We start from the raw sequence: 12,827 nt of genomic DNA, 5'->3' as shown, positions 1-12,827 counted from the left end.
CCGTCAGGCGTCGGCGGCCCCGGCGCCCTCTGGACCCGCGCCGGCCCCGGCGCTCTCCGCGTCCATTCCCGCGAGTACGAGCCCGAGGCGGCCCGTGCCGTCCGGGGTGACGCGCACAGGGACGCCCCAGTCCTGCTGGTGGACGTGGCAGGCGGGGAACTCGATCGCCGGGTCGTCGTCGCAGGACGCTGCCATCGCCGACACGTGCAGCACGCCCTCGCCGATCCCGTCGGCCAGCACGAGGTCGCGGACGAGGTCCGTGCCGGCGCCCTCGCCCTCCCGCAGCAGCTCGGGCGGCGTCGACGACACCAGCAGGCGCGTCGAGGGCCCGTACCGCGTGTCCAGCTTCTGCCCGCCCGGCGCGGAGAAGACCACGTCGAGGCGGACCTTGCCGGGCGCCACGTCCGTCGCGGCCCGCCGGGTGCGGTGCGCGACCGCTGCCACCCGGACCGCCTCGTCGGGCAGGCGCAGCCGCGTCAGCCGGTGCCGGCCCGACTCCACCACGACGATGTCGTCGCCCACGAGGACCGCGTCCGACGGCTCCCGCAGGTCCGTGGCGAGCGTGGTGACCTCATCGCTCGCCGGGTCGTAGCGGCGCAGCGCGTGGTTGTAGGTGTCGGAGATCGCGAGCGAGCCGTCCGGCAGCGCGGTCACCCCGAGCGGGTGCTGGAGCAGCGCCTGGCCCGCCGGGCCGTCGCGGTGGCCGAAGTCGAAGAGGCCGAGCCCCACGGCGGTACCGACGGTGTACGAGCCGTCCTGGCCGCGCTCCACGTACCGCAGTGCGCTGTTCTCGGAGTCCGCGACCCACAGCCGGTCGCCCGCGACGGCGAGCCCCGACGGCTGCGCGAACAGCGCCTGTTCCGCGGGGCCGTCCTCCAGGCCCTCGCCGGTCGTGCCCGCGACGGCCTCGACCGTGCCGGCGGCCGGATCGTACGTCCACAGCTGGTGCACGCCCGCCATCGCGATCCACAGCCGGTCCTGCCACCACGCGACGTCCCACGGCGACGAGAGAGGCACCTCGGTGGCCGGGCCCGAGGTGGGCGACTCGTGCCACCACCACTGCCTGCCGGTGCCCGCGATCGTCGTGACGGCGCCGGTCGCCGGGTCGTACGCGCGCAGCGCGTGGTTGACGGTGTCCGCCACGGCCACCGTCCCGTCGGGCAGCAGGGCGAGGCCCTGCGGCTCGCGGAAGGCGCCGGGGCCGAAGCCGCGCTCGCCGCTGCCGACCCGCCGTACGACGCTCTCGCCGTCCTCGGCGAGCTCCACCAGCTGGTGGCGGGTCGTGTCCGAGACGAGGAAGTGGCCGCTGCCGGGCAGGACGACCGCCTTGCCGGGGAAGCGCAGGTCGGTCGCGACCGGCTCGGGCTCCACGTACGGCCCGTCGCCGCGCCGCAGCGTGCCCTTCGCCGCGTGCTCGGCCTCCAACTCCGTGATCAGCTGCTCGATCGCGTGGGTGTGCCCCTCGCCGGCGTGCTGGGCGACGATGTAGCCCTCGGGGTCGATCACGACGAGGGTCGGCCAGGCGTGCACCGCGTACTGCTTCCACGTCGCAAGCTCGGGGTCGTCCAGCACGGGGTGGCGCACCTCGTACCGCTCGACGGCGTCCACGACGGCCGCGTGCTCGGCCTCGTGCACGAACTTCGGCGAGTGCACGCCGACGACCACGACGGTGTCCTTGTGGGCCTCCTCAAGATCACGCAGGGCGTCCATGGCGTGCAGGCAGTTCACGCAGCAGAACGTCCAGAAATCCAGCACGAGGATGCGGCCGCGGAGGGCGGCCAGGGAGAGTTCCTTGCCACCGGTGTTGAGCCAGCCGCCCTTGCCGATCAGCTCGGGGGCACGGACGCGGGCGCGGCGGGGTGCGGGCGCGGAGGCGGGGTCGTTCATGGAGTCAAGGGTGCCATGACGTCGTGGTTCGCATAGGTTCGCGGCCATGGGGACAGGGGAGCGGGCGGAGCCGGGCAGGCTCCTGGGGGCCGGGCGGGACGCCGACGTCTACGCCCTGGACGACAGCGACAACGGCGGTTGGGTGCTGCGCCGTTACCGCAGCGGGCTGGACGCTTCGGGTGAGGCGGAGGTCATGACGTACCTGCGACGGCACGGCTACCCCGTGCCCGAGGTGCGTCCGCGGCGCGACAAGGGTGCGGTCGCCGACCTGGTGATGCGGAGGCTGACGGGTCCGACGCTCGCCGCGTCCCTGCTGGCGGGGGACACCGAGCCGCGGGAGGCGGGCGCGCTGCTGGCGCGTCTGCTGCGGCGGCTGCACGCCGTGCCGTCCCGGCTGGGCACCGGGCGGATCCTCCATCTGGACCTGCACCCCGAGAACGTGATGCTCACAGGCGACCGGCCCATGGTGATCGACTGGTCGAACACCGAGGAGGGCGACCCGGGTCTCGACCGCGCGATGTCGGCGCTGATCCTCGCGCAGGTCGTGGTGGGCGACTTCGGGGTGGCGCGGGAGGCGGGGCCCACGGTGCGGACGGTGTTGGAGGCGCTGTTGGCCCAGGCCCCGGTTTCACGTGAAACACTCGCCGGCGCGGTGGCCCGCCGCCTGGCGAACCCGACGATGACGGCGGCCGAACTGGCGCGCCTGGACGACGCGGCGGCCCTGGTGTGGGAGACCGGGCATGCGGCCGGGTAGGCATGGCCGCATGAAATACCAAGTACGGGACCGGATCTTCGGCATTGGCGACGACTACTGGATCGAGGACGAGCACGGCCGCAAGGCGTTCCTCGTCGACGGCAAGGCGCTGCGGCTGCGCGACACCCTGGAGATCAAGGACACCTCCGGCCGGATCCTGATCACGCTGCGCGAGAAGATGTTCAGCCTGCGGGACTCGATGACGATCGAGCGGGACGGCGAACCGCTGGCGACCATTCACAAGAAGCGGTTCTCGCTGCTGCGCAACCACTACCGCGTCGACCTGGTCGAGGGCACGGAGCTCGACGTCAGCGGCAAGATCTTCGACCGCGAGTTCGCGATCGAGTACGACGGCGAACTGCTGGCGGAGGTGTCCCGCCGCTGGCTGACGGTGCGCGAGACGTACGGGGTCAACGTCGTGCGGGAGGACGCGGACCACGCGCTCCTGCTCGCGGTCGCGGTGTGCGTGATCCGCATGGACGACAAGGAGCGCGCTGGCGACTAGCCGCGGGCCCGGCGGGGGCCGTCAGCGCGTGGGCTCCTGCGCGTCCTGCGGCTCCCGGCCCTGCGCGGGCGGCCGCCCCGCCCCGGCTCCGGCCCCGGCTCCGGGACCGGTCGCCGTCCCGGCCGACCTGGCGACCACGGGCGACCGGCGGCTGCCGCGGTCCAGGACGCCGCCGGTGATGGCGAGGCCGAGCCCGGCCATGGCGAGCACCGCGCCGACCAGGGTCGGCGATGCCCAGCCCCAGCCCGCCGAGATGACCAGGCCGCCGAGCCAGGCGCCGCCCGCGTTGGCCAGGTTGAAGGCCGAGTGGTTCGAGGCGGCGGCCATGGTCGGCGCGTTCTCGGCCTTGGCCATCAGCAGCATCTGGACGGGCGTCGTGATGAGCGAGCCGACGGCCCCGATGAAAGCGATCGTGATCAGCGCGGGCACCGTGGAGTGGACGGTGAAGTAGAACGTCACCAGCGCCCCGGCGAGCAGGACGAGCCCCGCGTACAGCGTCGGGCGCAGGGCGCGGTCCGTGAGAGGGCCCGCGACGAGCGTGCCGAGCGTCATGCCGACGCCGTACAGCGCCAGCACCCAGGTCGTCGAGGAGTCGGCGAGGCCGGTCAGGTGGGTGAGCATCGGCACGAGGTAGCTGTAGACGGCGAAGAACCCGCCGAATCCGACGACGGCGGTGATCAGGCCGAGCGCGATCTGCCGGTTGCCCATGGCGCGCAGCTCGTGGCGGATGCCGGACTGCGTGCCGCGCGGCTGGTGCGGGACGAGGAAGGCGAGCGCGGCGAACGCGATCAGGCCGATCACGGCGACCGCGAAGTAGGCGTACCGCCAGCCGAACTGCTGGCCGAGTGCCGTGCCGGCGGGCACGCCGACGATGTTGGCGACGGTGAGGCCGAGGAACATGGTCGCGACGGCGCGCGCCGCGCGTCCCGGCGCGACGAGCCGGGAGGCGACGACGGCGCCGACGCCGAACAGCGCGCCGTGCGGCAGGCCCGCGAGCACCCGGGCGGCGAAGAGCAGCCCGAAGTTCGGGGCGAGCGCGGAGGCGGTGTTGCCGACGATGAAGAGCCCGGACAGGAGCAGCAGCAGCCGCTTGTGCGGTATGCGGGCGCCGATGCCGGTCAGCAGGGGAGCGCCGACGACGACGCCGAGCGCGTACGCGGAGACGAGGTTGCCGGCGTGCGGCACGGACACGCCGACCCCGTCAGCGATCTGGGGCAGCAGCCCCATCGTGACGAACTCGGTCGTGCCGATGCCGAACGCGACGACAGCCAGGGCCAGCAGTGCCAAGGGCATGGCGGCAGGGGAACCTTCCGGAGTGGGCGGTCGGCTGAGCACCATTGCCCGGCGCACGCGAGAACAGGGGCCGACGCGGGTGGCCCCCGTCCAGTGCAGCAGACGGGGAGGGCCGCACATTCCGTATCGGCCCGTACAGCACCGTGACGTATCTCGCACCGAGCGGCGGCGGGCGGCGGAGCCGCCGAGTCGCGGGGCTGCCGGGCCCGGTACGGCCCGGCATCGAGGCCGCCCGCCCCCGCGCCCCCGCGCCTGCGGGGCTGTTACGCCGCCGGCGTGCCGGTCGCTTTGGGACGCGGGGGCAGGGGGCTGCCGGGGCCCGGGCCCCGACGGCACCGGCGTCGCGAGGTCGCTCGGCGGCCTCTGCGCCCGGGTTACCGGGCCGCAACTGCCCGCAGGGCGGGGACCGCCCCGCGCCGCCGGCGCGTCGGGTCCTTGGGGACGCGGGAGCAGCGGGCCACCGGACCGCGCGCCCCGCGCCCCCGCGCCTACGGGGCTGTTACGCCGCCGGCGTGCCGGTCGCCTTGGGACGCGGGGCCACGGGCCGGATGCGGGAGCAACGGGGCTGCTGGGGCCTGGCCCCGGCCCCGACGGCACCGGCGTCGCGAGACCGCTCGGCGGTGCCGGCCGGCGCGCCGCCCGTCGCCACGCCGGGGCGGCGGGGCGAGTCCCGCGCGCCGCCGTGCACCCGCGCCTGCGGCGCTGTTACGCCGCCGGGGCGGGCGGCCGCGGCGGTGTCGGGAGGCCCAGGCGGCGGTCCTTGAGCGCCGGGAAGCGCTCGCGCGTCGCGGCCACCGCCGTGACGTCCAGGTCCACCGTCAGGACCTCCTCGCCCGTGCCGCCCTCCGCGAGCACCTCGCCCCACGGGTCCACGACCATGCTGTGCCCCGACTGCTCCACGCCCGCGTGCGTGCCCGCGGTCGCGCAGGCCAGCATGTACGACTGGTTCTCGACGGCCCGCGCCCGCGCCAGCAGCGTCCAGTGCGAGCGGCGGCGCGCCGGCCAGCCCGCCGGGACGACCAGCACGTCGGCGCCCGCGTCCACGAGGCCGCGGAACAGCTCGGGGAAACGCAGGTCGTAGCAGGTCGCCAGGCCGAGAACGGCCCCCGCCGCGCCCGCCGTCGTGATCTCGCGGCCCGCGCTCATCAGCGTGGCCTCGCCCCGGTCGAAGCCGAAGCGGTGGATCTTGCGGTAGGTGCGGACGAGCGTGCCCTCGGGCGAGATCAGCAGCGACGTGTTGTAGAGGTCACCGGCCCCGGAAGAGCCCGCGGCGGCCCGCTCGACGATCGACCCGGCGTGCAGGAACACCCCCGCGTCGCGCGCCGCGGGCGCGAGCGCCGCGAACGTCGGCCCGTCCACCGACTCCGCCTCGTCGGCAAAGGATTCGTAAGCGAATGCGCCGACGGGCCACAACTCGGGGAGGACGACGAGGTCGGCGCCGCGCTGTGCGCGGACGAGTTCGGCCACGCGGGCGCGGCGCGAATCGACCGGTTCGTCCGGTTCTACCGCGATCTGGAGGAGCGAGGCGCGCACAGTACCACCGTCCTGGCATTCGATCCGTCAACACGGGCCTACGATCGTCACACGAAAGCACTGCCGGGGTGCCATCGGGCAGCGTAACTTAGGGCCTGCCGCTCGCCCACAGCCCGCCAGACAGCCCGCGAACCGCAGAACCGCCGAGGGGTCACGTGACCGTCCATCCCAGCCTCCAGAACTATGCCGATGCCTGGACCCACTCCGTCGACGCGATAGCCGCCCTGGTGCAGCCGCTCGACGAGCCCGACTGGAACAGGCGCACGCCGTGTCCCGGCTGGTCCGTTCGGGACATCGTCTCGCACGTGATCGGCATGGAGAGCGAGATGCTCGGGGACCCGAGGCCGATCCACACGCTTCCGCGCGACCTGTACCACGTGACGGACGAGCTCTCCCGCTACATGGAGATGCAGGTCGACGTGCGCCGCCACCACACCTCGCCGGAGATGACCGCCGAGCTGGAGTACACGATCATCCGCCGCAACCGTCAGCTGCGCAACGAGAGCCGTGAGCCCGGCACGATGGTCCGCGCGCCCCTCGGCACGGAGCAGACCCTCGAAAGGGCCATGCAGCTGCGGGCGGTCGACGTGTGGGTGCACGAGCAGGACCTGCGCACGGCGCTCGGCGAGCCGGGCGGCCTGGACTCCCCCGGCGCGTACGTGGCCCGGGACACGCTGGTCGCGGCGCTGCCCAAGGTCGTCGCCAAGGACGCGGGCGCGCCGGCCAACTCGGCGGTCGTCTTCGACGTGCACGGCCCGATCGAGTTCATGCGGACGGTCAGGGTCGACGCGGACGGCCGCGGCACGGTCGACGGCGCTCCGTCCCTCGGCCCCGCCGTGACGCTCGTGCTGGACTGGGAGACGTACTTCCGCCTGGCCTGCGGCCGGGTGAGGCCCGCGGCCGTCGCGGACCGGGTCAAGGTCGACGGCGACCAGGAGCTCGCGGATGCGATCCTCGCCGCCTTCGCCGTCACGAAGTAGCCGGGAACGGCACGAAGTGGCGCGATGAGGCCGCGTCGCCCCGGGGCGGGCGACGCGGCCTCATCGCAGGCCCCGTCCTACACGGGCACGTGGTGCACGGCCTCGACCTTGCTCGCCACCAGGTGCTCGCGCTCGCGCTTCGCGGCGCGGGCGCGCAGCCGCAGGATCTGCGTGACGCCCAGGGCTTCGAGGAAGAAGACCGACGAGAAGGCGATGCGGAAGTTGTCGCCCGTCGCGTCGAGCAGCACACCCACCGCGAGCAGCGTCGTCATGGACGCCGTGAAACCACCCATGTTGACGATGCCGGACGCCGTGCCCTGACGGGACGGCGGGTTCGCCGGCCTGGCGAAGTCGAAGCCGACCATCGACGCGGGCCCGCAGGCGCCCAGCACGGCGCAGAGCGTGACGAGCAGCCACATCGGGGCGTGCGGACCCGGGTAGGCGATCGCCGCGGCCCACAGCAGCGCCGTCGTTCCCGCGGTGCCGAGCGCGAGCGGCAGCCGCGCCGCGTGGTGGCGCGCGATGACCTGCCCGTAGACGAGGCCGATCACCATGTTGGACGCCACGACCAGGGTGAGCAGTTCGCCTGCCGTGGCCCGGGAGAGGCCCTGGGCCTCGACGAGGAACGGCAGCCCCCACAGCAGCAGGAAGACCATGCCGGGGAACTGGGTCGTGAAGTGCACCCACATGCCGAGCCTGGTGCCCGGCTCGCGCCAGGACGCCGCGATCTGCCGCCGCACGTAGCCGAGCCCGAGGCCGCCGCGCTCCGAGGCCGGGGGCGGCTCGTGGCCCTCCGGGTGGTCCTTGAGGAACAGCAGCACGAGTGCCAGCACGGCGACGCCCGCGAGCGCGCTGCCCCCGAACGTCGCGGTCCAGCCGAGGCCGTGCAGCGTGCGGGCGATCACCACGGTCGACACGAGGTTGCCCGCCATCCCGAACAGCGCCGCGATCTGCGCGATCATCGGCGCGCGCCGCGCCGGGAACCAGCGGGTGCCCAGCCGCAGCACGCTGATGAACGTCATCGCGTCGCCGCAGCCGAGCAGCGCGCGGGACGCCAGCGCCGCCGCGTAGGAGGGGGACAGCGCGAAGCCCAGCTGGCCGATGGTGAACAGCACCGTGCCGAGGGCGAGCACCTTCTTCGTGCCGAGGTGGTCGACGAGGAGGCCGACGGGTATCTGCATGCCCGCGTAGACGAGGAGCTGCAGGATCGAGAACGTCGAGAGCGCCGAGGCGCCGACGTGGAAGCGCTCCTGGGCGTCCAGGCCCGCGACGCCCAGGCTGGTGCGGAAGATGACCGCGACGAAGTAGACGGAGACGCCGATGCCCCACACCCAGACGGCGCGGCGGCCGCCGGGGGGATCACCCGGCAGGGACAGGGCAGCCGTCCCCGGCCGCCCGGACGCGGCGGCGGGCTGTATCGTCACCTGCCCTCCCCGCGCACCAGCGTGGAGACCCTGCCGAGGTGGGCGTTCACGCGCCCGGCCGCGAACTCCGCGTCGCCTGTCCTGATCGCGTCGAGCAGCTCCGTGTGCTCGGCGATGTTCGTGGCGATCCTGTCGGGGTGCGCCTCGAGCACGGCGACGCCCATGCGCAGCTGGCGGTCGCGCAGCCGGTCGTAGAGCTTGGAGATGATCTCGTTGCCCGCCGTGCGCACGATCTCGAGGTGGAAGGAGCGGTCGGCGGCGGCGACCGCCGCCAGGTCGCCCGTGACCGCGCAGGCACGCTGCTCGTCCAGCAGCGCCTCCAGGCGCGCGATGAGCCGCACCGGTGGCGTGGGAAACCCGAGGACCTTGCGGACCGCGAACTCCTCGACCAGCAGGCGGGTCTCGACGACGTCGGCGATCTCCTGCGCCGAGACGGCGAGCACGAGCGCGCCCTTCTTGGGGTAGAGCTTGATGAGCCCCTCGACCTCCAGCTTGAGGAGCGCCTCGCGTACGGGCGTGCGGGAGACGCCGACGGCCTCGGCGAGCTCGCCCTCGGTCAGCAGCGTCCCGCCCTCGTAACGGCGCGCCAGTACCCCCTCTTTGACATGGCTGTACACACGGTCGGCTGCGGCTGGCGGTCTGACGGGCGCGGATGGCATGCGCACAGCATAGATACAACATGGACGCAAGCGGCACGGCCGTCCGGGATGTGGACGCCGCGCCCGCGGCGTGCCGCACCCGGGCTCGTCCCCCGGCCGTGCGACGCCCGCCCCGGCCGGTGCGCGACGGGCCGTCCCGCGGACGTGCCGTGGGCCCGGCGTGGAGGGCCCCGCGCTCGGGTCCGTGACCCGCCGCGTGCCCGGTTCCTGCACGGCCGGGTCTGCCGTGGCACCTGCCAGGCGGGCAACCCGCCGCGCGGTCGCCAGGGCGCGGCCCCGGCGCTCGGGGCCGGCCGCAATCGGCCGGCGAACGCGCCGGGGCGTCACGCGCCGGCGTCTCCGTGCCGCACGCGGCGCACGACCCGCAGCAGGTACGCGCGGCGGTCCAGCGGGTCGTCGTCCCAGCGCGGCCGCACCGGCGGCGTGCCGTGCACCGGCGCGTAGTGGTCGAACGCCGTCTCCAGCAGCCCCTCGCCGCGCGTCGGCCCCACGAGGCGCCGCTCAAGCGCGTGCACGGACGCGGCGGGCACGCGGCCCTCCACGGTCGTCGTGGCACCCGTCACCGCCGGCGCGTCCGGCACGCCGCCCAGCCGCGCGAGCAGCGGCAGCACCGCGCCGTACGTGTCCGACGGCACATCGAGCCTGAACCGGTGCACGGGTTCGTGGACGCGCGTGCCCGCCGCGCGCAGCGCGTCAATCAGCACGAGCGGCGTCAGGTTCCTGAAGTCGCCCGCCGTGCTCGACATGCTCTTGTCGAACGTCCCGTGCGCGTGGCTCTGCCGGGCGTTGTACCCGGTGTGCGTCAACGTCACCGCCAGGTCCGTCACCCGCCAGCCGTACAGCCCCTGCTCCAGCGTCTCGCGCACGGTCTCCTCCACGGCCCGCATGAACGCGTACGGCATCGAGCCCAGTTCGACGCCGAGCCGGTACACCACGCCCGAGCCGGCCGGCGCCGGGTCCACGCGCAGCCCCACCGTCGCCAGGAACGGGTTGCCGTCACGCGACTTCACCTCGAAGGCGGCGCCGCTGCCCGCGAGCCGCTCCCGGCAGATCACCGTCGTCTCGCGGAAGGTGACGCCGATGCCGTAGTCGTCCGCGAGCGTCTCCCGCACGACCTCCTTTTGCACCTCGCCGTAGAGGCAGACGTACAGGTCCTGGGCGCCGCCGCGCCGCAACTCGCCCTTGCGGTAGCCGATCAGCGGGTCCTGCTCGGCGAGTTCCGCGAGCGCGGCGTGCAGCGCGGCACGGTCCGCGTCGCGGGCGGGCACCACCAGCGTCTCCAGCGTCGGCGGCGGGAAGAACCCGCGGGACGCCCTCGTCTCCGCGCCGGACGCACCGGTACGTGCGTCTGCCGGCGCGTCGCCCGCCGGGGCGAGCGCGTCGCCGATCCGCACGTCCGCGAGCCCCCGCAGCGTGCCGATCCGGCCCGCCCGCACCTCCCCCGCGGGCACCGCCGCGCCGTTGTCGAAGACGGACAGCCCGGTGACCTTGCCCTCGCCGCCCTCCCCGTCCGCGCCGAACCGCAGCCGGTCGCGGACCCGTACCGTCCCCCGGGCGATGCGCGCGTACGCGATCCGCTCGCCGCCCCGGCCGCGCTCGACCTTGAAGACGGTGCCCGCCAGCGCCCCGCACGGGTCGCCCTCGGCCGCGGGCAGCAGCGTGCGCACCGCCGTGACGAGCGCGTCGACGCCCGCGCCCGTGATCGCGGACCCGTACAGCACGGGATGGACGAGGCAGCGCGCCGTCTGCGCCGCGAGCTCACGGCGCAGACGCCCGTACGTGAGGGACGTCTCGTCCGCCACGTACGCGGCGAGCAGCTCGTCGTCCTGGTCGGCGAGGCTCTCGGCCAGCGCGGCGGCGTGGTCCGCGTCGTGCGGCCCGTACGGCACGTACGCGGCGCCGGGGCCGCCGGCCGCGGCGATCCGGCCGAGCGGCACGAACGACGTGCCCAGGCGGCGGGCGAGCGCGGCCGGCAGCCGCTCTCCGGCGCCCTGCGCGCCCGCGCGGTCGATCTTGTTGACGAAGACGAGCGTGGGGATGCCCAGCCGCCGCAGCGTGCGCATCAGCACGCGCGTCTGCGCCTGTACGCCCTCGACGGCAGAGACGACGAGCACCGCGCCGTCCAGCACGGACAGCACGCGCTCGACCTCGGCGATGAAGTCGGGGTGGCCCGGCGTGTCGATCAGGTTGACGGTCGTGGTGCCGACGGGGAACGAGACGACCGCCGACTTGACGGTGATCCCGCGCCGCCGTTCGAGCGCCAGCGTGTCCGTGGTGGTGGAGCCGGCGTCGACGCTGCCGACGGTGTCGATGACGCCGGCGCTGTGCAGCAGGCGCTCGGTGAGGCTGGTCTTACCCGCGTCGATGTGCGCGAGGATGCCGAGGTTCAGCGTAGGCAAGGAGGCTGGTTTCCTTCGAGGAGAGCGTGACGGCCGGCAGGCCCTGGCGGGCCTCGTGGGTGGTCGCGAACGCTCCTCGCATGGACATCTCCTCGGTCGACCGCACTTCTCGGGCTGCTCGTACCGCTGCTACCGCTGTGGCGCCGGTACGGCTCGTCACGCGCGGGCTCCTCCGGCCGCTTCCCCGGTGAGGCGCCCTCGCCGGGGACAGTGCACCAGCGGGCGCGCCGTGGGCGCAACCGGATTACGGCCCTGGGCGGCGCGAGGTGCCGCCGTACGCCCCCGGGCGGGCAAACGCGAACCGCCGCCCGGGGCGGCCCCGGACGGCGGTGGTGCGCGCGGACGCGCGGAACGCGGGCGTCAGCTCAGGCCGGCCTGCTTCAGCCAGGCCTGCGCGACCGCCAGCGGGTCCGCGCTCTTCGCCTGCACCTTCGTGTCCATCGCCAGCAGCGAGTCGGTGGTCAGCTTCGCCGAGACCGCGTTGAGCGCGTCCACGCCCTTCTGCGGCAGCTTCGACTTGTGGACGAGCGGCACCACGTTCTCGAACCCGAACAGGTTCTTCGGGTCCTGGAGGACGACGAACTTGTCCTTCGCGATGCTCGGGTCCGTGGTGAACACGTCACCGGCCTGGATGTTGTTGGCCTTGAGCGCCGCGATCGTGAGCGGGCCGCCCGCGTCGAGCGCCTTGAAGGACTTGTACGTCTGCCCGTAGTCCGACTTGAGGCCCACGAGCCCCTGGTGCCGGGTCTGGAACTCCGGCGAACCGCCGATGACCAGGTCGGGCGCGGCCTTGGTCAGGTCGGCGATCGTCGACTTCGAGGTCAGGCCGTACTTCTTCGCGGTCTGCTCGTTCAGGACGACGGCGTCCTTGTTCTGCGCGGGCGCCGGGTTCAGGATCTGGAGCTTCGGGTCGAGCTTGGCCGTGACGGCCGCCTGCGTGGTCTCGACCGTCTTCGGCGTCGCCTTGGGGTCGAGGTAGGCGAGCAGCGCGCCGTTGTACTCGGGGAGCACGGTCAGCGTGCCGTTCTTCATGAGGCCGTAGGTGGTCTCGCGGCTGCCGATGTTCGGCTTGTAGGTCACCTTCAGGCCCTTGGCCTTGAGTGCCTCGCCGTAGATGTCGCCGAGGAGGATCGACTCGGCGAAGTTGTTGGAACCGACGACCACGGTGTCGCCGCCTGCCGCGGGCTTCTGGAGCGGGTCGCTCGAGCCCTTGCCGGACGAGGAGGAGGAAGAACAGCCGGCCAGCGCCGTGGTTGCGGCCGCGAGGGCCACCGCGGCTGTGAGGGCACGTCTGCGGCTGTTACCGATTACGGTCACGTTTGCCAACCTGGGGTCGGATCGGGGGGATGAGACGCCGCGCGCCGAAGACGCGCCGCGTGAACATGTGGGGAAA

Annotated in this window: 10 protein-coding genes; 3 read left to right on the top strand and 7 right to left on the bottom strand. The window is 73.8% G+C overall.

Annotated elements, in window-relative coordinates; genetic code table 11:
• Positions 1 to 3 precede the first annotated feature (3 nt).
• Positions 4 to 1,887 carry an NHL domain-containing thioredoxin family protein gene (locus IH48_RS0104105; RefSeq protein ID WP_051839056.1) on the bottom strand — a complete coding sequence of 628 codons (1,884 nt, stop codon included), beginning with the start codon at positions 1,885 to 1,887 and terminating at the stop codon, positions 4 to 6.
• Between the two features lie 46 nt (positions 1,888 to 1,933).
• On the opposite strand from IH48_RS0104105, the gene IH48_RS0104100 reads away from it, so the two are divergent.
• Positions 1,934 to 2,641 (top strand): phosphotransferase, encoded by a 708-nt coding sequence (locus IH48_RS0104100; protein WP_030899153.1) that lies wholly within the window; start codon positions 1,934 to 1,936, stop codon positions 2,639 to 2,641.
• Positions 2,642 to 2,651: 10 nt separating this feature from the next.
• Positions 2,652 to 3,146, top strand: coding sequence for an LURP-one-related/scramblase family protein (locus IH48_RS0104095; protein ID WP_030899151.1), 495 nt, complete (start codon positions 2,652 to 2,654; stop codon positions 3,144 to 3,146).
• 21 nt (positions 3,147 to 3,167) lie between these two features.
• Here the strand turns inward: IH48_RS0104095 and IH48_RS0104090 are convergent, their stop codons facing one another.
• Complete coding sequence (locus tag IH48_RS0104090) at positions 3,168 to 4,439, bottom strand: MFS transporter (RefSeq protein WP_078849442.1); 1,272 nt, start codon at positions 4,437 to 4,439, stop codon at positions 3,168 to 3,170.
• Positions 4,440 to 5,144: 705 nt separating this feature from the next.
• A complete protein-coding gene (locus IH48_RS0104085; RefSeq protein WP_030899147.1) occupies positions 5,145 to 5,972 on the bottom strand; it encodes a carbon-nitrogen family hydrolase in 828 nt (275 codons plus the stop codon).
• A gap of 155 nt (positions 5,973 to 6,127) precedes the next feature.
• Here IH48_RS0104085 and IH48_RS0104080 point away from each other — a divergent pair, with 155 nt between their 5' ends.
• Positions 6,128 to 6,952, top strand: a complete 825-nt coding sequence (locus IH48_RS0104080) for a maleylpyruvate isomerase family mycothiol-dependent enzyme (protein WP_030899144.1) — start codon at positions 6,128 to 6,130, stop codon at positions 6,950 to 6,952.
• Between the two features lie 77 nt (positions 6,953 to 7,029).
• Here IH48_RS0104080 and IH48_RS0104075 read toward each other — a convergent pair whose 3' ends face one another.
• The 4 genes from IH48_RS0104075 to IH48_RS0104060 form a co-directional block, all read right to left on the bottom strand.
• On the bottom strand, positions 7,030 to 8,370 hold the full coding sequence (locus tag IH48_RS0104075; RefSeq protein WP_051839145.1) for an MFS transporter: 1,341 nt from the start codon (positions 8,368 to 8,370) through the stop codon (positions 7,030 to 7,032).
• Between the two features lie 2 nt (positions 8,371 to 8,372).
• Positions 8,373 to 9,035, bottom strand: coding sequence for a GntR family transcriptional regulator (locus IH48_RS0104070; protein ID WP_030899140.1), 663 nt, complete (start codon positions 9,033 to 9,035; stop codon positions 8,373 to 8,375).
• 323 nt (positions 9,036 to 9,358) lie between these two features.
• A complete protein-coding gene (locus IH48_RS0104065) occupies positions 9,359 to 11,434 on the bottom strand; it encodes an elongation factor G (protein WP_030899138.1) in 2,076 nt (691 codons plus the stop codon).
• A 360-nt stretch (positions 11,435 to 11,794) separates the two neighbouring features.
• Complete coding sequence (locus IH48_RS0104060; protein ID WP_030899136.1) at positions 11,795 to 12,760, bottom strand: ABC transporter substrate-binding protein; 966 nt, start codon at positions 12,758 to 12,760, stop codon at positions 11,795 to 11,797.
• Between the last annotated feature and the right edge of the window lie 67 nt (positions 12,761 to 12,827).

This window comes from Streptomyces sp. NRRL F-5126 (assembly GCF_000721265.1).
Lineage (GTDB): Bacteria > Actinomycetota > Actinomycetes > Streptomycetales > Streptomycetaceae > Streptomyces.
The sequence above is the reverse complement of the archived record's forward strand: the minus strand, read 5'-3'. Positions and strand labels throughout refer to the sequence as shown.